Annotated in this window: 19 protein-coding genes and 1 riboswitch; of the genes, 2 read left to right on the forward strand and 17 right to left on the reverse strand. The window is 38.1% G+C overall.

The window, feature by feature from the left end; genetic code table 11:
* Positions 1–13: 13 nt before the first annotated feature.
* From AC4PID_RS01380 to AC4PID_RS01400, 5 genes are all read right to left on the reverse strand, one after another.
* Positions 14–1,030 carry an ABC transporter permease subunit gene (locus AC4PID_RS01380; protein ID WP_492133796.1) on the reverse strand — a complete coding sequence of 339 codons (1,017 nt, stop codon included), beginning with the start codon at positions 1,028–1,030 and terminating at the stop codon, positions 14–16.
* A complete protein-coding gene (locus AC4PID_RS01385) occupies positions 1,027–2,181 on the reverse strand; it encodes an ABC transporter ATP-binding protein (protein WP_492133797.1) in 1,155 nt (384 codons plus the stop codon). The genes AC4PID_RS01380 and AC4PID_RS01385 overlap by 4 nt, the downstream gene beginning before the upstream one ends.
* Complete coding sequence (locus AC4PID_RS01390) at positions 2,178–4,658, reverse strand: ABC transporter permease (RefSeq protein ID WP_492133798.1); 2,481 nt, start codon at positions 4,656–4,658, stop codon at positions 2,178–2,180. The genes AC4PID_RS01385 and AC4PID_RS01390 overlap by 4 nt, the downstream gene beginning before the upstream one ends.
* A 185-nt stretch (positions 4,659–4,843) precedes the next feature.
* Positions 4,844–5,170, reverse strand: coding sequence for a HepT-like ribonuclease domain-containing protein (locus AC4PID_RS01395; protein WP_492133799.1), 327 nt, complete (start codon positions 5,168–5,170; stop codon positions 4,844–4,846).
* Complete coding sequence (locus AC4PID_RS01400) at positions 5,167–5,457, reverse strand: nucleotidyltransferase family protein (RefSeq protein WP_492133800.1); 291 nt, start codon at positions 5,455–5,457, stop codon at positions 5,167–5,169. Before AC4PID_RS01400 ends, AC4PID_RS01395 begins: the two co-directional genes overlap by 4 nt.
* A gap of 128 nt (positions 5,458–5,585) precedes the next feature.
* On the opposite strand from AC4PID_RS01400, the gene grxC reads away from it, so the two are divergent.
* Positions 5,586–5,843 carry a glutaredoxin 3 gene (gene grxC / locus AC4PID_RS01405; RefSeq protein ID WP_492133801.1) on the forward strand — a complete coding sequence of 86 codons (258 nt, stop codon included), beginning with the start codon at positions 5,586–5,588 and terminating at the stop codon, positions 5,841–5,843.
* A 139-nt stretch (positions 5,844–5,982) separates the two neighbouring features.
* Entirely contained in the window at positions 5,983–7,215 is a 1,233-nt protein-coding gene (locus AC4PID_RS01410) for a GDSL-type esterase/lipase family protein (protein WP_492133802.1), read from the forward strand.
* Between the two features lie 60 nt (positions 7,216–7,275).
* Here AC4PID_RS01410 and AC4PID_RS01415 read toward each other — a convergent pair whose 3' ends face one another.
* The 12 genes from AC4PID_RS01415 to miaA form a co-directional block, all read right to left on the reverse strand.
* Positions 7,276–7,998, reverse strand: coding sequence for a peptidylprolyl isomerase (locus tag AC4PID_RS01415; RefSeq protein ID WP_492133803.1), 723 nt, complete (start codon positions 7,996–7,998; stop codon positions 7,276–7,278).
* 30 nt (positions 7,999–8,028) lie between these two features.
* On the reverse strand, positions 8,029–8,937 hold the full coding sequence (locus tag AC4PID_RS01420) for an ABC transporter ATP-binding protein (protein WP_492133804.1): 909 nt from the start codon (positions 8,935–8,937) through the stop codon (positions 8,029–8,031).
* A gap of 25 nt (positions 8,938–8,962) precedes the next feature.
* Entirely contained in the window at positions 8,963–10,174 is a 1,212-nt protein-coding gene (locus AC4PID_RS01425) for an ABC transporter permease (protein ID WP_492133805.1), read from the reverse strand.
* Between the two features lie 18 nt (positions 10,175–10,192).
* Positions 10,193–11,515 carry an ABC transporter permease gene (locus tag AC4PID_RS01430; RefSeq protein WP_492133806.1) on the reverse strand — a complete coding sequence of 441 codons (1,323 nt, stop codon included), beginning with the start codon at positions 11,513–11,515 and terminating at the stop codon, positions 10,193–10,195.
* An 87-nt stretch (positions 11,516–11,602) separates the two neighbouring features.
* Complete coding sequence (locus tag AC4PID_RS01435) at positions 11,603–12,940, reverse strand: ABC transporter permease subunit (RefSeq protein ID WP_492133807.1); 1,338 nt, start codon at positions 12,938–12,940, stop codon at positions 11,603–11,605.
* A gap of 1,804 nt (positions 12,941–14,744) precedes the next feature.
* On the reverse strand, positions 14,745–15,422 hold the full coding sequence (locus AC4PID_RS01440; RefSeq protein WP_492133808.1) for a radical SAM protein: 678 nt from the start codon (positions 15,420–15,422) through the stop codon (positions 14,745–14,747).
* Positions 15,409–17,637, reverse strand: coding sequence for a formate C-acetyltransferase (gene pflB / locus AC4PID_RS01445; RefSeq protein ID WP_492133809.1), 2,229 nt, complete (start codon positions 17,635–17,637; stop codon positions 15,409–15,411). Before pflB ends, AC4PID_RS01440 begins: the two co-directional genes overlap by 14 nt.
* 62 nt (positions 17,638–17,699) lie before the next feature.
* Positions 17,700–17,789, reverse strand: a riboswitch (ZMP/ZTP riboswitch).
* Between the two features lie 68 nt (positions 17,790–17,857).
* The gene (locus tag AC4PID_RS01450) at positions 17,858–18,370 is read right to left on the reverse strand and encodes a hypothetical protein (protein WP_492133810.1); all 513 of its coding nucleotides are present in this window, start codon (positions 18,368–18,370) and stop codon (positions 17,858–17,860) included.
* 94 nt (positions 18,371–18,464) lie between these two features.
* Positions 18,465–19,049 (reverse strand): hypothetical protein, encoded by a 585-nt coding sequence (locus AC4PID_RS01455; protein ID WP_492133811.1) that lies wholly within the window; start codon positions 19,047–19,049, stop codon positions 18,465–18,467.
* Between the two features lie 195 nt (positions 19,050–19,244).
* Positions 19,245–21,248, reverse strand: coding sequence for a transketolase (tkt, locus tag AC4PID_RS01460; protein WP_492133812.1), 2,004 nt, complete (start codon positions 21,246–21,248; stop codon positions 19,245–19,247).
* A gap of 234 nt (positions 21,249–21,482) precedes the next feature.
* Entirely contained in the window at positions 21,483–21,704 is a 222-nt protein-coding gene (gene hfq, locus AC4PID_RS01465) for an RNA chaperone Hfq (protein ID WP_492133813.1), read from the reverse strand.
* A gap of 44 nt (positions 21,705–21,748) precedes the next feature.
* Positions 21,749–22,663 (reverse strand): tRNA (adenosine(37)-N6)-dimethylallyltransferase MiaA, encoded by a 915-nt coding sequence (gene miaA / locus AC4PID_RS01470; protein WP_492133814.1) that lies wholly within the window; start codon positions 22,661–22,663, stop codon positions 21,749–21,751.
* Positions 22,664–22,846 lie beyond the last annotated feature (183 nt).

A 22,846-nucleotide genomic window follows, 5' to 3' on the forward strand; every position in this document is an offset into this window, starting at 1 on the left:
CTTACCTCCTTCTTTACTCAGACTTAATTTTAGGCATTACATATGCCTTTAATAGGTTGATAACACTGAACACCACATAATAGAACACTGCAAGGGCAATGATAAAGGCACTAAAGGCCATACTTGCCGATTCTCTCGGTACCAGTGTGGTGGTATAAAAATAGATTAAATGATAGCCTATACCTCTATAAGAGTAAAACATTTCAACGATAACCAAGCTTGAAAACAGGATGCCCATAGCTGCAGGTAACGCTGACAGCACACTAAAACCGATCGGTTTGGAAAGGTGCGTCGTTATGATCTGTCTCATAGAGCAGCCCTTTCCCCTAGCGGTTAAAACATATGGCTTCGTTAATCCCTCTTCTATGGCGCCTGCTACGACTCTTGCCAGATAAGCACCCGGTAATAACGATATCGATAAAATCGGTAACAGTACACTTTTGACACCTTCATCACCAAAGTATGGTAATACACCGATGAACGGAATTGCCGTTTCGTTTTTATAAAGTGCCATCGCCCCTAGCTGGATCAACGTTATCACCAATATATCGGGGATTGAAAGTGGAATCAATGACTGTAGCAGTTTAAACGTTCCCATATGTCCATTGCGCCTACTGTCGATCATCCCTTTAACCAGACCGATCAGCACGGCTAAAAGTGTACCAAAGATCAGTAAAATTAAGCTTCTTTTTAGCGCAAGTACGAGGATTTGCCCCACCGATTCACTTTTAATCATGGTTTTGAAGAGTTCGCCTGAGGCAAAACCTCTAAAGTTGGCTTTGATGCTCTCAAAAACCTGTTCTTTTGTAATGCTAATCATGGTCTCGCCGTTATAATAAGAGATGCCAAAATCCATCGGTATAGCGGTCACCGTAATGACCAATGCCAAGATTACTATTAAAATGAGTAGGTTACTCAATCCTTTTTTTAACAGACTAATGATTAACTTTTTATTTCTCATATTCTTATCTAAGGCTCTGTTATTTTGATTCTGCTGATTAATGTTACCGGTATTCCCTTTTAAAGTCATAACTGTACCTCCTGACGATAAAGATGACAGGCGATGGTTCTTCCTTCACCTATGGTGATGGTTTCAGGAACGACGTCACTGCAAATCGGCATAGCGTGTGTGCAACGGGTATGAAACGGACAGCCTTTTGGAATCTGCATCGCACTTGGAATTTCTCCCTTAATGGCGATACGGTTCGGTGTCTTACTGGGGTCTGGTAGTGGCGCAGCAGACATCAACGCTTTGGTATATGGGTGTAATGGCGAGTTGAACAGATCATCTACCGGTCCCATTTCCACGATTTGTCCTAAGTACATCACCGCTACTCTATGACTGACATGTCGTATCACGCTTAGATCATGGGCGATAAAGAGATAAGAAAGCCCAAACTCCTCTTGGAGATCCATAGTTAAATTCAGTATCTGCGACTGAACAGAAACGTCCAGTGCAGAGACTGGCTCATCGCATACGACAAACTTTGGACGTGTCGCAAGTGCTCTGGCGATGCCGATACGCTGTCTTTGACCACCGCTGAACTCATGTGGGAGCTTTTTAGCATCTTCAGAGGACAATCCCACGAGATTGAGAAGTCTTGCAACCTCCTTTTTATACATCAGTGGACTTACGACTTTAAAGATTTGTAATGGCTGAATCAATATGTCTTCGATCGTCATCTTATAGTCCAGTGCAGAATAAGGATTTTGAAACACGATTTGAAGGTCTTTTCTCATCCTTCTAAAATCGCGATTTTTAATCTGACTGATGTCTTGCCCTTTCAGAAGAATTTTACCCGATGTCGGCTCAAGTAACCTAAGCATGAGTCTGCCAGTGGTAGATTTTCCACTTCCAGATTCGCCAACAAGACCAAGTGTTTCCCCTTCGTTCACATGAAAATTGATGCCATTAACCGCGTGAACTTGGCCTTCTGGTACACCCAAAAGCTTACTTTTAATGGCAAAGGTTTTGGTTAAATCTCTAACTTCAATCATAGGTAATTGATTTAAACTTTTACTTGATGAATTGTCTATACTTTCTTCTTTAGATTTACTTATGTTTTCATCATTAGTTATGTTCATGCTTTCATTTTTAATATTGTTCATGTCTTCATTTTTAATATTGTTTATGCTTTCATTTCTAGGTTTGCTTATACTATCAATTGTAAAGTTGCTCATGGTGTCACCTCTTTTTCATCTGAAAGCTCTGACGCAGGCATCATAAGATACGGGTTCATGGTAAGCGTATCTACGATGAGCTGACCCATTGCAGTCATCATTTCTTCATTGATATGTGCCACAGTATCCCATTCCATATTTACTGGTGTATTGCCATAATTGCCGATGCCCATGCTGGTTAGCGCATTGAGTCTTAACATAGATAGCGCTTCCGTCATGCCGTATTCATAGTGATAGCGATGGTATTTCACCGACATTTCTTTAAGACGATCCTCCATGGCAAGACCTACCAGATAGTTTTTGCCATTGGCTCTTTGTGCGGGTAGTGTGGTAATATCCAGCGTGTCATTTTCTATATAGCCTGGATAATTGATATCGATATAGTAAAATCCATCTTCCATTGACAGCTCAATATCTCTCATAATGCCAAGATGATACCAACCGCTACCTGTATATTTCGAGCCAGTTCTTCCCTCTGCTTGGTTGTCCCAAAAGATAAACTGAACTGATTTTTCAAGCGGTTCCTCTAAATTTGCAAGTACCCTAGCAACTTCTAAAGCTATCGCCGCAGGCGTTGCATCCATAGCGTAGACCGTATCCATATCTCCACTGTATAAGCCATCGTAGCTGGAACCGATAATGATGGTTTCGCCCGGGTCTTCTATGGTCTTTCCCTTGCCAGGCAGATAAGCGATGATGTTTCTGCCATCATGCACTGGACGCTCAGGCATTTGAAGGGAAAGCGTCATCTCTAAGCTACCCGCAGCAAGTAGATCGTAAAGTTCGCCAAACGGGATAATGGTTGTGGTGTTAAACACTTGTGTGCCAAAGGACCACTGGTCACGACCAAATCCCATAAAGAATTCCACTTGATAGCGAAGGTTGAACTGGTTACTCGCTTTATAATATGAAAGTGGTTTTGCATTATAATCGTTTAGGTATGGAAACTCACTGCCGATAGGGATAATCCGTGAACTCTCGTCGATCGCTATGCCCTCCGCACTTATCTTTTCAGATGTCGTAGCAAGTCCACTATAGACAAAGGTTTGATCGACAAGGTTGTCAAATACATCACGTCCAACGGAGACCAGTCCAAAATCTTTATTCAGCTCAAATACCTTTTCACTGCCATCAGATAGTTTCGCTGTAATTTGTCCTTCACTGACAAAGACAGGTGTAAGATCCTTAGGACGTATCTTGCCGTCTTTTTCTTCCGTATACGGGATCGTAACGTCCTCAAGCTGATACCCTAAATCGATCAGTGTGGACTTAATGTACTCGCCAGCCTGATAGCCACCCTCAGTTCCCGAGACGCGCCCCATATATGCAGGGTCTAAGAGTGCGTCCAAATGATGAAGTGCGTTCTCAGTATCAAACTGGTATGCACTTGGATGCCAAGGAATGACGAAGTAGAGGACGATCATCACCACGACGAGCACCTTTGCAATAACGGGTTTATAATAGCGTCGAAACGCTTTGATTTCCGAGAGAAATAGTTTTGGAGAGAGCGTTGAGAAGAATTTGCGAATGTAACTGATGACCCTCGAATTTCGCTTTTGAAATTCAATTCTAAGGCCTTCGCCCACGAGGTTAAAGCCCACGATGGCAAGGCTGAAAAGTAGAATCGGATAAAACGTCATCCAGTACACGGTATCAAATTTGCGCATATTCACTGCGATTCGAGATAAGGTACCGCCCCATTCGGGTTCGAGTATCATACCGTAGTTGGCTTTAAAGGCAAGTGCTTTTATCTCTCGGGTCACTCCCACGAAGACGTTGAAGACAGCGAGCTGTGCCACTAAAAACATCGCCATGCCCAGTTCTTTAAAGAACAAGCTTACCGCATCGGGAATCAAATGTGGGAGCACGTTTTGAAAGGCGATGTGCCACTTGGTTTTACCGATGGCAATCTCACCCTCTATGAAATCCTCCGACATCACTCTTACGGTTGCATCTTCGATCATACCTGCGAGCTTCGCCCAGCCAAGCGCAGTCAATACCACTGCAAAGGCAAGAATGGCAAGGTCCATCTGAAGGTTTCTGAAGTAGGCGATGTTGAGGATGATATAACTAAAAATCAAGATCGGAACAGCGGTAAAGAAGGTGTTGAACACCTTGATGAGCCAAGAGATCACTTTTATGCCCATACCTGCTGCGATGCCTAGTGGAAAAGCGATGAGCATCCTAAAAAGCGCCACCATAAACACCAGTGTCATTGTATTTCTCGTCCCATAAACCAGTCGCGTGTAGACATCACGACCTGCGTCATCGGTTCCCATTATGTTATCTTTGTTAGGTGGCATTGGGTTATATCCGAATTTCTCAACCCATTGTCCATCTTCTTTCACCATTATGTACTTAGGTGTTTCTTCATAGAGTGGATCTTTGTCGGTAAATAAAGTTGGCCACAGATTCATTAACATCAAAAAAACGACGATGAGTAGCCCAAGGGTCAATGGAAAATTTATCCGCTTCATAGTTGCTCTGTCCTCCTGTTTGGTCACTTTCCTTTAACAAACATTATATTTTATTCCACATAAATTGTCATAAGATAATAAATATTCTAATGCAATTCTTAAATAACTGTCTTGTCAGATGTACTAAAATTAGTACATTATACACAAAATGGTAATTTCATTAGTAAAAAAAAAATAAACCGAGTTTATCGGTCTATTTTATTTAATAGCTCTTCAATTTTAGGTAGTTCAATTGTCACTACATTCCAAACAATTCCCATATCAATACTATCATAGTCATGTATCAAAACATCTCTAATACCTGCCATTTTTCTCCATGGTATTTCTGAATACTCATTTTTAAATGATTCAGAAATGCGTTTCGCAATTTCACCAATAATTTCAATATTTCTCATTACTGCATCTTGAATAATAGTTGTAGAGTAAAAAACGTCTCTACCTTCAGTTGTATATTCTTTTATTTTACTTATTGAATCTAATATTTGATTAACATATGTACGGTCTCTACTCATATTAACACCGCACTTCTTTTAATGCTTATTCCTATTTCATTATCTTTTAGTCCCTTTTCTGAGACAATATCTACCTTTTTATTAAATAAAGATTCTAATTCAAGTTTAATCTCCACAAGGTCGAACAAACTTGCATCTTCTGTAAAACTTATTAAAAAGTCTAAGTCACTATTTTCGGTCATATTTCCAGTAAGAATTGAACCAAACACTTTAACTTGATTGCCATTATTATTTTTCACAATTCTATAAATATCATCTTTCTTTTCTAACAAATCATTTAGAAGCATCTGCTTCACCCCTTTCTTACTATCTATTTTTTTTATTATCAATTTAATATATAATAATTATACTATACAAAAATAACTCTGTCACTTTAAGCATCAAATAACATATTAATATGAAAAGAGGTCATACTATGAGTAAAAAAGTCGTACTTTACACCACTTCTACTTGCCCTTACTGCATCAGAGCGTTAAGAAAGCTTGATGAAAAGGGCGTAAAATATGAAAATATCAATGTCAGAGAGAATCCAGAGCAATTTGATGCCATCATGGCTAAAACGGGCTGGGATACAGTGCCACAGATCTTCGTAGAGGATCAATTCATCGGTGGCTGCGACGATTTACACGCACTGGATCGCAAAGGCGAGCTTGATGCGATTTTGGGATTATAAGACATTTAAAAAGCAATCTCTCCAAATTAATTTGGGGACATTGCTTTTTTATTTTAAATACGCGCTATAGTGATTCGTTTCGATCTAAAGTGGTATGAACTACATGTTAACTATTTGTAATATTTTCAAAGGGGGTATTATGAAACTTAAAAGGTCAAAGAAGCGTATTTTAGGGTTAGTCTTAATAGTGCTACTGATTAGCCAAAGTAGTCTGGCTTTTGCAGCAAAACCAACTAAACCCACTGATCCACCAGTACCTACCAGCCAAATAGACATTACAACCTCTAATCTGAACTTGACAATCCCAGAAAATCAAAATTTATCGTTTGATGTGGCGTTAAAGAAAACAAGTGACTTAGCCATAACTTGGAGTGAAATCGGTACATCTACAGATTTGCTATCAACTCCTACGATTACAAGCTCAACCAAAACAGTCAAACGATCAACCACCTATTATGAAACTGCAACTTATAACTTTACACCGATAGATATTGAAGCAAATACCATTTACTCCTACACCATAAATGCATACAACAGTGATGTTAATCAAGATAGTATCACTGTTACAATAACGGTTACACCAGTTAATTCACCACCGCCTGTACCCGAGGAATTCGTCTATGTCGCTTTAGGTGACTCAATACCAAGTGGCGTGAGCTACGAATACAATATTTTTGGCGGCACGATAGATTCATATGCTGACAAAATGGATGATTATTTTAGTTTGAGTCACACAAACTATAGTTTCTATGATTTATCTGTATCTGGCGATAATGCAATTGACCTATATCAAGATCTCCAAACCTCATCGTTTCAAACACTTATTTCAAGAGCAGATGTGATTACACTCTGTATAGGTGCCAATGATATTATGGATGCAGCACCTGAAGTTACGCTAGGGAGAGATTTTTATAATATTCAATGGAGCGTTGCAAACTCTGGCAGAACACAATTTGAAAGCTTATGGCCTCAAATCATCGGCTTGATCGACCAATACTCAGATGCAAAATTAATGGTAATGACCATTTATAATCCTTATAATCAAAATGACTTGCACAGCTACTCTGTCGAATCGGGCATGGATCCAAATCTAACCATTCATGATCAAGTTGAATGGTATATGGAAAATACAAGTAACAACCCTGGCTTAAATACAATTATTCGGAATACAGCAAATCAGACACTTGGACTAGACTATCGTATCGTAGAAGTACACAATTATTTTGAAAATTATTATCCAAATTCTAAGCAAGATGTGACCGGATTTTATGGTCTTACCTTCTTGGGTATCCCAGTGAAAGATCCACATCCGGATAAAAATGGCCAAACCGTCATTTATGGCTTACACACTGCTGTTTATGAACTTCAATAATACCTACAAACAACTTAAATAAAGAGCGATACCCAACTTGATAGTGGGCATCGCTCTTTCTCATTCTTGAACCTCATATTCTATGGCTTCTATTGTCACCGTTTGCTTGAGTTCAAGTGTATAAAGATCATGTTCGATGGCATAAATACTTTCGACGATCTCCATACCCTCTACCATCTGACCGAAGATCGTATAAGAGCCATCAAGGCTGGGTAAGCCGCCATATGCCTTGTAATAGCTAACAACTTCATCTGGATAAAGTTCAGGTAAAGTCTTCATCGATTCCAAATATGTATCTTCTACCATCCCTTCAGTAATAATGTAAAAGCTACTTGAAGGCAACTCACCCTGATACATAGAAAGTCCAACTGCACCTGGATAGTGTCTTGTTTCAGAGTCAGTTTCTACTGTATAATCAGGTTTAAAAATCTGATGATAATAGGCTTCGTCTCTCTCTTTGACTACTTTAATTAAATTGGCTTGAAAACTCTTTTCAAGTGGTGAACCGATCAAATCCTGATCATCTATGATTTTTTTAAAGGCTTCTACCGTTTCAGGCGCAACCTCAGGAAGTAACTTAAACTTAAACTCTCCGATATTGGTTTTGACAGTAACGATTTGATCACCCGTCACTGGTGCAGCCATTTGAATGGGTTGTTCATTTGTTTGAGCTTTATCGTGATTACAACTGGTTAATATGGAACAAAGAGCAAGCAGAATAAAAACACTCCTCATTAACATTAACATTTTCTGAGTTGTATCCTCAATAATCAATCGTTTCATTTTCTCCCCCTATGTATTCGCTATAGTCAGTTACGACGCCCCATACACCTCTTTATAAATGGTTTCAATATCCATTACATCCTTTTGGATATCTACGATTTTGACATTTGAATCATGCAGCGCACGGATCATCTGATCCAGCTGTTCTTGATGATTGAACACTACTCTCAGTGAATCTGTTCCAATCTCTCTAATATTTTCAACTGGGATTTCCAGTTGTTTAATTAAAATGTCCTTTGTTCTCAGCTGATCAGAAACCTGTATAATATAGCTAAACTGTTCATTTAACGCACTCGGTGGTTCAATCATTCGCCCCTCATTGATACAGATTATACGATGTGCTAACTTTTCTACTTCACCGAGCTGATGCGACGAAAACAAGATGGCGATATCCTCATTTGCCATTAATGCTTCAAGTGTACTTCTTAGATGTATGATCCCAGTTGGATCTAAGCCATTGGTCGGTTCATCCAAAATCAAGAACTTAGGCTTACTCATAATAGCGATCCCAAGTGCAAGACGCTGCTTCATCCCCATAGAATATCCTGACACCTTTCTATCTAACGCATCTTTAAGCTCTGTAAACGCATAAATCTCCTCAACTCTTTCCTTTGAAATCTTTCTAAGGCCCGCGATTAACTTTATGTTCTCACGGCCTGTCATGTCCACATATAGCCCTGGACTCTCTATCAATGCCGCTTGTGAAGCAAGTGCCTTTTCCCTATCTTTAAATAAGTCATAGCCATTCACTTTTATAGTGCCGCTATCGGGGAATATGAGATTACAGATACACTTCATCGTCGTAGACTTACCTGCACCGTTTGGACCGATAAAGCCTACAATCTCATGCGGTTTTACATTAAATGATATGTCTTTTAATACGTGTTTCTTTCCAAAGCTTTTATTTACATTGATGACTTCTACTACATATTCGCTCATTTTTCACCCTCCAACCGTAAAAATTCTAATCGTTTGCACCTAAAAAATCCTTCTTCATATAACGTTTAAAGCTCATAACAAGTATAAGAATTAATCCACTTAAATTTAATAGCAGTCCTATTAAAAGATTGCTCCGATTTTGAACCTGAAGTACCTTTTCGATAAAAATATAAGCATAGGGATACCAGTAATTGAATACGATTTCTTTATCTAAAAAGCTATTTGCGATAAAAGCAAATAAAATAACACCAATCATTACGCCTAAAGTTTTATTTTGATTATCTAACATCAGTGAAACGAAGTAAATTAGAGCTACAGTGAAAAACCCTAAAATCATGAATAGTGCCATCCCCAACAGTACATACTGCCATACTGGTAAAATCAACAATCCAGCTTCCATTCCTGATGAAGTTAAAGTGAACAAACTACTTCTGCTCATTATTGGATAAGTAAAATCGCCAATACCTCCTTTTACAGTACATAGAGTAAAGTAAAAGCCTGTACTTAAAACAAAGATTGTAATTGCGATTAAAAAAGCAAAAAAACCTCTTGATAAAAATAATGCCTTTCGACTATAGGGTAAGGTTTGATAAAGTTTGTAGCTACCTTCCATCAACTCTTTAGCAAACAGTTCAACCATGACAAACACAACGATTATAAGTATAAAAACCATATATTTAAAGCTAAAGAACTGTTTTAACCCATTTGCACCGTCTACTTTATAGATGTTATGGATGGGTTCTATCTCATGATCGATGAGATATTGCGTATAATCAATCTCCAATTTTAACTGATTGGGTTCATATCCCCTAAGTTTTAAAGTGCTTTCATTACTGATGCCTGCTTCAAGTCCCTGAAGGATTCTTGTAAAGAGCTTATTCTTTACGATATTCAGATACGCATAATCCTTTGGTTGATCTTTTCGATAAAAGAGCGCTAGAGATTGTTCATCACGCGTCTGCTGATCATAGAAATCTCTTATTACCACCATTTCATCTAGTGTGTGGTCACCCATAAGGATTTCCTTGTCTATCATTTTACCGTAAGAAACCGTAATGCTTTGCGAGTAACTCTTATTCTTAGCATATTTGTCTGCTAATTCTCCCATATAGGTGGATTCATCTTTGACTTGTAAAACAAACAATATCGTCAAACCTAAAAACAATAGCCCAATAAAAAGCCAGTTCACTTTGTTTTTTATAAACCGTTTTATTTCAAATTCCAATAGTGTACGCATATTTCCTCCAAAGTATGATTAAATTGCCTTACGATCGAAATACTTAAGTCCTAAGACTAGTACAAGTGTCGTTGAGAGAACCAATAAAATAATGGCACTCAACACAGTAACATTTTGCGTCCCCTCTATAATCCGTCCAATTCTAAAAAAGTTTAATGGCATTATATTGTATCTTTCACCTATAGTCATAAAATGTGTCAGTCCAATACTGCCACCGATCACTACAGTTGAAACTGCTAAACTGACGATGCTGTTGTTAAATCTAGCGGAGATTAGTTGTGTAATTGCAGTTACTAAACCCACATATAACACTAGCAGCAAAAGTCCGATCAAAATGTACTGATAAATTGGGATTAAGTCGATTCCTATATGAGGTTGAATATAATCATCAACGATACCATTGCTTGGTGCCATATGAATGAAAGTATAGTTACCAAGATCTGGTTGTCTACCATCTTTAAATAACACTTCTATGTAATTCGGAATTGGCTTGATTCTAGTCCATATATTTGATAGATATGTCACTGGATAAATCATTGAGACAAACCCATTTTTCCAACCATAAAAAAAACTAGCAATAATTATTGGTGCCAAAAGTACGACGAAAGACTGTACAACACCACATAGCCACTTGGTAAGATAATACTTTTTTCTTGATATTGACTGGGTAATCAGTAGTTTTAAAGTTCCATTATTGATTTCTTTATTTATAGCTCCATATGCTATAAATATAGGGATGATTATGAAAAGTAATGGACCAACCTCGTAAAGATAATTATAAGAGAGCGTTACATTATTTGCTTCGTCTTTATACGTCGGTAGCAAGTTGTTTTTATATAGTTCATACCAAACTTTGCTTTCGAGTAAAAGTCTGTCTTCAACACCTTTCATCGCATAGATTGGTTTAAAGTCTATCGAGTCATATTCTACACCATCAGCTACACCTTCCCACATTTCATAGATATCTTTTCTAAGCTGTTCGGCTTCTAGTGGTGAATTGGAATCTCGAATATTCTTTATGAACTGTAAATCATAAAATATATTCAGTCTCATTGTCTCTCTTTCTTCCTCATTGATGACCGCTTGCTTTAAATTGTCTACAGTCAGATCATGAAACTCGAATGACTTTGCTGCCTTGGGATACTTGTTCCACAAATCCTCACCCATTAAAGCTACTTCTAGACTTGATAACTGCAGTTTAGATAATGATTTACTGTCATGTCCTACGAAGGATCGATTCTTTCTACTGGCTTCAATCTGTGTTGCGTTTAAGAATATTAAAAGCATCACAAAAATTAGCATGATCAGAACAATGGGTTTTTTGAGGTCTTTAACTAACATTTTGATAAAAAGCATATCCACCCCACTGATTTTTATTTGTTTTTTTAGTAAGTAGACTACAAAAATTCGTACTATAATAATCTGTTATCAAATCGCTTTGCGGTCAAAATACTTAAGTCCTAAGACTAGTACAAGTGCTGTTGAGAGAACCAATAAAATAATAGCACTCAATACCGTTACATTTTGCGTCCCCTCTATAATCCGTCCAATTCTAAAAAAATTTAATGGCATTATATTGTATCTTTCGCCTATAGTCATAAAATGTGTCAGTCCGATACTGCCACCAATCACTACAGCTGAAACTGATAAACTGACGATGCTATTGTTAAATCTAGCGGAGATAAATTGTGTAATTGCAGTTACTAACCCCACATATAACACTAGCAGCAAAAGTCCGATCAAAATGTACTGATAAATTGGGATTAAGTCGATTCCTGTATGAGGTTGAATATAATCATCAACGATTCCATTGCTTGGTGCCATATGAATGAAAGAATATCGTGCCATAAATGGCTGTGTGCCATCCCTAAACAGCACTTCTATGTAATTTGGTATCGGTTTGATTCTCGTCCATACGTTTGAAAGATAAGTTACTGGATAAATCATTGAGACAAACCCATTCCTTACACTGTAAAAGATACAGACAGCAGTTACTGGTGCTATAAGAACGATGAATGATTGTATCACACTACAGAGCCACTTGCTAAAGTAATACCTTTTTCTTGATAGCGACTGACTCAATAGCAGTTTTAAAGAGCCACTATTCAAATCACTAGGTATAGAATTATAAGCTATTAATAATGGTATAAGAACAAATAAAACCGGGCCAATATCATATAAAAATCGATATGCAAGTGTAACATTATTAGCCTCATCCTCATAAACTGGGGTAATGTTATGATCATAAAGTCTCATTAAATATCTGGTTTCAAGTAACAGTTGCTCAATACCACTCGATGGATATGTATCTGGTCTAATATCAACTGAGTCATAATCAATTTCTCTTGCTACTTTATTCCACATCTCATAGATATCTTTTTTTAAATTAATCTCATCAATTTCAAGTGGAGACATTCGCTTCAATTTAAGCCATATCAGATTAAAAAAAATCGTTCGGTTAAGAGTTTCATTGGTATTATCACTTAAAGCAGCTTCTACAATTTCATATCCGGTTTTATCAAATAACTCGTATGCCTGCATTACATTTTCTTTATATTCATTTTTGGATACATATTTCTTATAACTTTCAGCTGAACTCAATTGTATCGAAACATAATTGTTATTGTCATGACCGACAAAAGAACGATTTTCTTTACTGGATTCAATCTGAGTGGCGATGAAGAAAATCAATAAGCCCACCACTAAAATCATAACCAGAGTAATGGGTTTTTTAAGCTCTTTAGTTAATACTTTGATGACGAACATATACCCTCCACAGACTCTAGATTTGCTCTAACAAACTAGCATTTTCTAAATTATTACATATGTTTATTGATTTTCCAATTCTTCAACGTCAATTCTCAGAGTATTTTAATGGAATATTTTGAAATAGTCTGAATTTTTACAAAATTGTCGCATTCAAAAACGCAGGCTAAAGAAATTCTCTAACCTGCGCTTACATGTATTTATATATTAATAAATAGTTCTATACTTCATCTGCCATTCCTGCCATTTATCCATGCCAAGATTATGATACGGCAAAAACTCTAACCTTTCCCTGCTTGGATGCTCAGTCAAGGCGTTAAGAAAGATTCATGAAAGAGATTTTATGTATGATTAATCTTTAAACAAATACTTATCTACCAGCCATGCCAAGATGACAATAACCAGAATAGGCAAAAATAGGTTGATCTTACGCAAGTAAATCAAAGCTAAATTGAATAACAATAAAAATAGAACAATCCCAATTACCCTGATTTTCATCCTTCACCTCTAATTAACTATGCAATTAGCTGCATTATATTAATAACTTAATTATGTACATAATATTTTAAATTGTTTAATAACAATTGAATTACAGATAAAAAAATAAAATTAGTGTAGTAGAAATAAATAGTTTGAAAACAGATGTTAATTCACTATTGCTGTCCTTTCTATTTACAAATAATACACCATAATGTATTACTATAGAAATTGGTAAGGAATAAACTTCTAGAAAAATTACTATTAAAGCAATAAGTTCTAAATTTACGCTATCATTAAATGAAGATAAGATAAGTTTAAAAAAACAAACTAAATACATTTGTAAAATTATAATAAGTAAACTTTTTTTTTCGTTTGTCCAATATTTTACGTTCTTTAAATTCATAATTCACCACCTAATTAATTTATACTGATATTTCAATAACGAGAACACTTGTCAAATCAATTGAAAAAGTACAAAGATATGAATACTTATTGTGAATTTTATACTATTGGTTGCACATTTCAAAGTAATAATCAGTTAATCCCTTTTATATGAGACTGTGATGACATCGTTCATAGATTGACCGTTCTATTGCAAGTGTCTCTAGCAAGCCGTTTATAGAATTATTCTTATGCTCATTTCCTCAGTCAGCATGAAAGATTTTCACCCTCGATAATTCTGTCGAATTGATGTAAATAATTCATATATAAGGTTTACATTCTTGTGAAGCCCAGCACTCTTTATTATCAAAATCTCTATTCAGATTGTTTGAAATTTTGGCATCGTTACAGTTTTTCTTATAAACCTTATACTTTGCAACCATATAGGCTGAAAGCAAGCTATTTTACCGCATGATATGGCCATACGTCTTCTTGATAGAACCATTTTTTGCTATAAATTATCATTTTCCATCTCTAGATGGTTGTTGCACTTGTGAAGCTCAATCAGTTACTTTTGCTCATCTGTTAGATTATCTTTCGTTCTAAAGGAGCCTAATCTTGATGATGCATAATCCGTTTATTAAGTATTGAAAGGTGGAGATCGTACTCTTTTTGATTTGATTTATGAACACAAATGTGAAGACTCTCCGATAACACATTGAGTTAGACAATGAATTCTTCTTTTTTTTCTTATGGTATTATTTTACATAACTTTATGAAATCTGTCTAACTAATATAACCTTTTTATAAAGCACTATTTTTATTACATAGTCTTGAACAATATGATAAACTTGATTACTTAATCAAAACTACAAAAGAAAAACACCATATAGATTTAACTGAAATCTATACAGTGTTAAGAAATTATATTTAGTATTTAAGTTTAAAACTCTTTCCTATACTTCATCTGCCAATCCGACCATTTATCCATGCCAAGATTATGATACGGCAAAAACTCAAGTCTTTCCCTGCTTGGATGCTCGGTCAGAGCATCCAAAAGCCTTTGTTGTGCCTCGGTGTCATTATGTCCCTTTAAAACCACTTGCCTGATCCAGTAAGTTTTCTCTGTTTTCTTTAGATGGTTAAGAACGTGCATCGGTTTTTCCATGCTGTGTCCCGTTAGTGACTTATGAAAGTTCTCTTCTATCGCTTTAATATCCAAAATCACCAAATCAACCGCATCGATAAGCTTCATAGCAGCCTTATCGGTTATACTCCCTGACGTATCCAGCGTAATGTTAATACCCGCTTTTTTGAGTGCATGGACAAGCGGTATCAACGCCTGTGCCTGCATCAAAGCTTCGCCACCAGAAAAAGTAACGCCACCACCATTTTTATAATAGGGTTTGTACCGTAAAGCCAAGTCATATAGGCTTTGAAGCGACATGATGTCCCCATCACCCACACCCAGTCGCCATGAATCTGCATTATGGCAGTAGGCACAGCGCATAGGACACCCCTGTAAAAAGATGACGGTTCTTATGCCTGGTCCATCTAGTGCGCCTAAGGTTTCAATTTTATATACTTCTACAAACCGATCGATCAATTTAAACAAACTCATGATAGGTTCGACTGATTACTTCTAGCTGCTGTGTTCTACTGAGGCGATGGAAATTGACAGCATATCCTGATACGCGAATGGTTAGGTTGGGATAGTTTTCAGGATGCGCCATTGCGTCCATGAGCTTTTCACGACTTAGTACATTGACGTTGAGGTGGTGAGCGTTTTGAGTGAAGTATCCGTCCATGATGGTGACTAAGTTATCAATTCGTGTCGATTGATCTTTGCCAATGGTTTCTGGTCTGATAGAAAATGTACACGAAACGCCATCTCTACAGCAATCAAATGGAATCTTAGCCACAGAGTTAAGCGATGCCAATGCCCCCTTGGTTTCTCTACCATGCATTGGATTTGCTCCTGGTGCGAATGCCTCTCCCGCTTTTCTACCATCCGGTGTACTGCCTGTTTTCTTTCCGTAAACCACATTTGAAGTAATGGTGAGAATCGATAACGTGTGCTCTGCTTCTCGGTAGGTCTTATGCTTTCTGAGTTTCGTGATAAAGCGCTCTGTAAGTTCTGATGCAATCGTATCGACTCTATCGTCATCATTGCCGTACTTTGGAAAATCACCGTCTATTTGAAAATCTACCATCATTCCCACTTCATTATAAATCGGCGTCACTTTGGCGTATTTTATAGCCGATAAAGAGTCCGCGACCACGCTAAGTCCTGCCACGCCAAACGCCATGTAGCGATGGACCTCTGTATCGTGTAATGCCATTTGCGTTTTTTCATAGGCATACTTGTCATGCATATAGTGGATGATGTTCATGGTGTTCACGTACTTTTCGCAGATCCAGTCTAGCATCTTGTCAAAGGCTTGTTCTACGGTTTGATAATCCAAAGCGTCTGTGGTAAGCGAATGCACGTTTAACCCTGGAGCGATTTGCTCTCCTGTAAACTCATCCCTTCCATCGTTTAGAGCCAGTAGCAGTGTCTTCGCTAGGTTGCAGCGCGCGCCGAAGAACTGCATCTCCTTGCCAATGCGCATCGCAGAAACACAGCATGCGATCCCATAGTCATCGCCGTAGAGTGGTCGCATAAGGTCGTCGTTCTCATACTGGATGGCGTCTGATTCGATGGACATTTTCGCACAGTATTTTTTGAAGGATTCAGGTAACGCCTCTGACCAAAGTACCGTCATGTTTGGCTCAGGTGCTGGCCCCAAGTTCGTCAGTGTGTGCAGAAATCGAAAGGTCGTTTTTGTGACCAAAGTTCTGCCGTCGAGTGCCATACCTCCTAAACTCTCCGTAATCCACAGCGGATCGCCAGCGAAAAGCTCATTGTAATCCGGTGTTCTGAGTTGTCTCGCCATTCTGAGTTTAATGATAAAATCATCCACCAGCTCTTGCGCAGCAGCCTCGTTTAATTTTCCTGCTTGGATGTCTTTTTCGATGTAGATGTCGAGAAACGTACTGACTCTTCCCAATGACATGGCTGCACCATTTTGCTCTTTGATTGCACCGAGATAACCATAATAAGTCCACTGAATGGCCTCTTTGGCATCTGATGCTGGCTTGCCGATATCATGACCATAGGCAGCTGCCATTTCTTTTAATTTATATAAAAAGTCGATTTGTTTATAGAGTTCTTCGATTAGCGTGATGCTTTCAGTAAGCATGGGGCTATTTTCTCTTTGTTTCTTGTCCGCTTCCTTTTCAAGGATGAGGCGATCGATGCCGTATAATGCGATGCGTCTATAATCCCCGATGATGCGCCCTCTTCCATAGGCGTCTGGTAGTCCTGTAAGGATTCCCGCTGAACGTAGCTTTTTAATCTCGTCTGAGTACACTCTGAACACGCCGTCGTTGTGTGTGGTTTTATAAGCAAAATGCTCTTCCACTTGCTCAGATAATTTATAGCCGTAGGCTTCACAAGCTTGTCTCGCCATTCGGATACCACCGAAAGGGTTGACGCCACGCTTTAGTGGTGCATCGGTTTGAAGTCCGACGATAAATTCTTTTTCTCGATCGATATAGCCCGGCTCATATGAAAGTAAAGACGAGACACGGTCGGTATCAATATCAAGGACGCCACCTGCACGTACTTCTTCATGCATTAGATCCTGTACTTCACGCCAAATAGCGTGCGTCCTGTCTGTTGGCGTCGCTAAGAATGTGTCACCACCTTCATAGGGTGTGTAATTTTCGATGATAAATTGTCTAACATCAATGCTCTTTTCCCATAACTTTTCTTCTTGATTTGATCTTTGCACAGTTCCCTCCTAGGATAATAAGTTTATGCTAGAGGGTGCAAAAAAGCCGACACACCCCGAGCATATAATGCCCAGGCGGTCGGCTAACTGTCTTTATTATACTCAATCCCTCGTGGTAAACCCCACTGATTCCGCCAGTCTTGAGTAGACATAATTTTAACTTGTGTTTATTATAACTGAGTTGGGTTGGGATGTAAAGTGGTGATGTTTAATTTTTGCGTCAATTCGTCTCATTAATAACATCAAAAGTTACTGTTTGCATCGCACTAATCGTCGTCGAGTAAATTGGTATTGAACTTTCATCTAAGTGCTTAGAAAACTCAATATAAGTATTCTGTGCTGCTGTGATTTTCTCCCAAAGCATATTATGGGTTACACCATTCTCCTCATTAATAAATTGTTTTGACAATTCTATCGCTTCATAGCTATTAATAAATAATTGGTCTATGAGGTTAGCGCCAGTTTTCGTCTCTGGAGAGCCTTTCATCTCCAAGTAAGCTTTATGAAAACCGTCAATTTTAGTTTCTATGACTTCCACTTCTTCTATGGTATCTTTAAGCGGTAAAGTGTTCACTCTCAAAAATACATTTGCCGATAAGATCAATGATTCATTATAAAAATCATTGTCCGTCATAATCTCCTGATTCTCGTTGATTAATCTGAATGCGATAATAGCACCAACACTTAGAACTATTAATGCAACCGCTACTAGTAAATATTTATTTCTTTTCATGTATATGTACCCCTTACTATTATCATTTTATAAAATCATAATACATCAACAAACTGCAAAAACCATTTTCATCTTCGTTATCTTAAAATGCAATTTATTGCTCACAAATCTCAACAAGATAAGGTAAAATCTTTTCTTTAAATTCTGTCTTATCAACATATATCCTACCTGTATTAGGATTATATGAAATAGGTATTACTTTGATGGTACCCGCATCACGAATCACGAGTCCTTCATCATCGAACGAATAAATAAGCTCGGTGTCCGTACTGCTGTATTTGTGGTAGATGCCTGTAATTTCAACACCTTCAATTGGATTGCCACTTCCGTCAATAGCGTTTACAGATTTCGAATAAATGTAGGTTGGATTGGTTAAATTGATACCTTCTGGAAGGCCACCTCCTGGTGGAAATGACTGATGTACAGCTGGATCAATCCAGTCCACTTGTAGATTGATTTTTTCACAAAACTCTTTTAATTGTATGTACGTACGACCTTCAATTATGTAACCTTCTGTCAATTGTATCTCTTCTCCATTAAAATAGATTGGATAACTTAAGATACTTTTCTTTAATTCCATCGTGTCTGCTGACGCATTATGATATAAAGCTGAAATTATGATTATATTTAGCATGACGCTAATTACAGCAACTAACTTGTAAATGGATTTAATTTTCATTTTTATCTCCTTATTCCTAAATGGTTACTTTAGATATCAATGATGAACACTTTTGATCCAACGCAAAATTAAAAATACTTTCCAACTATTTCCTTAAGTATATCTCAATTCCCAATTGTAATATAATTACATTTATGTGAACTTTCGAAAAAAAGAACCCCGAGATCACCTCGAGGTTCTTCATCAAATAGCATCCTATTTTTTGATTAATTTTTTAGCTCTTGCAACGACATTCTCAACAGTGAAACCAAATGCACTGAAGATTTGCTCTGCTGGTGCAGACATACCGAAATCGTCGTGTCCGATTACGTCGCAAGCGTATTTGTGCCAGCCAAGTGTACTAGCAGCTTCAATAGCAAGCTTAGGTACGCCTTTAGTTAACACGTCTGCTTTGTAAGCATCGTCTTGAGCATCAAAGATTTCTACGCAAGGCATAGAAACAACTCTAGCATCAATTCCCTCTGCACGTAATGTCTTTTGCGCTTCAACTGCAAGTGAAACCTCTGAACCAGTTGCCATAAGGATCACTTCAGCTTGTTTCTCTTCTTTAGAAATCACATAACCACCTTTTAAAGCTTCTCTAGAAGAACCTTCAAGTGCAGGTAAGTTTTGTCTCGTTAAGACTAAAGCAGTTGGCGTTTCTGTAGAAGTCATCGCCAAGTACCAAGCAGCTGAAACTTCTCTTGCGTCTGCTGGACGAATAACGTTAAGGTTTGGTACTGCTCTTAACATCGGCAATTGATCGATTGGTTGGTGTGTTGGTCCATCTTCACCAACGCCGATACTGTCGTGTGTTAAGATGTAAGTTACAGGTAACTTCATAAGCGCTGCTAAACGGATCGCTGGCTTCATGTAGTCAGAGAATACGAAGAATGTTGCGCCGTAAGCTCTTAAACCGCCGTGTGCTTGGATACCGTTAACGATAGCCGTCATCGCATGCTCTCTTACACCAAAGTGAAGGTTTGCACCTTCAGCATTGACAGCAGAGAATGAAGTTCTCGTTTTCATATCTGAATTGTTTGATGGTGCAAGGTCAGCAGAACCACCAAAGAAGTTAGGGACAACTTCAGCCAATTTGTTAAGCACTTTACCTGATGAGCTTCTTGTAGCTACCGTTTCGTTGTAGTTCCAGAATTCTTCAGAGTCTAGCATTGCCATAGGTGCTTCGTTTTTAAACCAAACATCGTATTCAGCAGCAAGCTCAGGATAAGCTTTTGCATATTCAGCAAAGTTTGCTTGCCATTCAGCTTCAGCACCGCCAAGTTTTTTAACAAGTGCACTCATATGTGCAGTTACGTCAGCTGGTACTTCAAATGCAGCTCTGTCTTCCATGTTAAGGAAAGTAGCCATTTCTGCGATACCATCTTGTCCAAGTGGTGAACCGTGAACTTTATGTGAGCCTTGTTTTGAAGGGCAACCATAACCGATTACAGTTTTAACGATGATGATTGATGGTTTTTCAGTTTCTGCTTTAGCAGATTGAATTGCAGCTGCGATCGCTGCAGTGTCATTGCCATCTTCAACAGTTAATACTTGCCAGTGCATCGCTTCGAAACGACCAGCAACATTTTCAGTAAAGGCAATTCCTGTATCGCCTTCTATCGTGATTTTATTTGAATCATAAAGTAATATTAATTTGCCAAGCTTTAAAGTACCAGCAAGAGAAGCCGCTTCATAAGAAATACCTTCCATTAAGCAACCATCACCTGAAATTGCAAACGTATGGTGATCAACCACTGGGAAACCAGGTTGATTGAATTTCGCTGCAAGGTGTTTTTCTGCCATTGCGAAACCAACTGCATTTGCGATACCTTGACCTAAAGGACCTGTTGAAATTTCAACGCCTTTTGTATGACCATACTCTGGGTGACCCGGTGTTTTAGAACCGAATTGACGGAAATTTTTAATCTCATCCATAGAAAGACCATACTCAAACAAGTGAAGCAATGAGTAGATCAACATAGAGCCGTGTCCTGCTGAAAGCACAAAACGATCTCTATTGTGCCATAAAGGGTTGTGTGGATTGTGCTTCATTTCATTTGCCCATAAAGTGTAAGCCATTGGTGCAGCGCCGAGTGGTAAACCCGGATGACCAGAATTTGCAGCTTGGATCGCTTCCGCTGAAAGCATCCTGATGGTGTTAATTGTTCTAAGTTCCATTATAAACCAACCTTTCTTATATTGATCTCTGCTGCTCATCCCCTCTAACGTCAGATGATTTAACGTGATGAGTCGCGAGATAAAATGCTAAATTGTATACATAATGCTACCCACATCATTATAACGGTAATCGCTCCATTTAACAACCTAAAAAGCGCGAAAAACCCACCAAAAATATACCCAAAAAATGCAGAAAACCTCAGCTTTCACTGAGGTTTTTGTGTTTTTTAACAAAATAACATTTTTTAGTTGGATTGGTTCTCCACAATAGAACTAACCTTGGAAATTAACGGTTTTCGACGGGATAATAGTCGAAATGGCATGCTTGTAAATCATTTGTTGTTTGCCTTCACTATCGAGTACGATGGTGTAGCTGTCAAAGCCTTTTACGAGACCTCTAATTTGGTAACCACTGATTAAGAAAATAGTAATCGGTGTTTGGTCTTTACGGCATTGATTCAAAAACAGGTCTTGAAGATTGAGCGCACTTTTCACGGATTCCCCTCCTTATCTCTTTATTTTATGTTTGATGTGTTTGATTATAGATATTTTAAAATTTCGCTAATGGCGTCTCTCGTTGACAGTTCATCGAGATTGAGCCATTTTATGTTGTCATAACGCTTAAACCAAGTAAATTGTCGCTTCGCATAGTGTCTACTACCTTGCTGAATCGCATCTACCAGTTCATCGTAAGTCATTCCACCTTTATAGTAGGTAAGAACTTCCTTGTAACCTATACCCTGCATGGATTGAAAACTATCATCTAATCCTAAATTTTTTAATCCATCCACTTCTTTTAACAGACCTTGCTCAAACATGATATGAACGCGTCTATTGATGCGATCATAAAGCTGTTCACGATCTCGGGTCAGTCCAAAAAGTAGCACTTCATAGTCCTCTGTCGGCTTCGGATCCGAAGCAAAATCTGCCATCGGTCGACCTGTGATATGGTTGATCTCAAGAGCCCTAATCACCCTTTTCAGGTTATTGGGATGGACGCGCTTAGCTGCATCGGGATCGATGTCGCAGAGCCTTTGATATAAGACTTCTCCACCACTTTCTCGCGCCAGTTTTTCCATAGACTCTCGAAACTCAGGATCTGCAGCACTTTCACTGAAATCCATCTCGTAAAGCAAAGCGTTTATATAAAGACCTGTACCGCCGACGATCACTGGGATTTTCCCTTGATCATGAAGCCCTTTTATCGCCGCCTTTGCAGCCTTTGCATAATCGCTGACTGAAAAAGAATCAAATGGACTCACCACGTCTATCAGATGATGCTTAATACCAGCCATCTCCTCAAGTGTTGGTTTCGCAGAGCCAATATCCAATTTTTCATAGATCTGAACCGAATCGGCTGAAATAATTTCAGTAGACAAGGTTTTTGCCAGTTCAATTGAAAGATCCGTTTTGCCCACGGCAGTTGGACCAGCAATAATTATAATTTTATTCATACTATACCAATATATCTTTCATCATATAATTTTGACTGAAACTTTTCAACCAGAACCCAAAAAAGTAATAATATTGAAATAAAAACTCTCTCACTGGGACACAAGTTGTCAGTACCTCTATTATAGCACTTAGCGGTATATTTTGGTGTTTTTTTCTCTTAATATTCTATCCACTGTCTTCAA

Source organism: Fusibacter sp. QWL-12 (genome assembly GCF_058683495.1).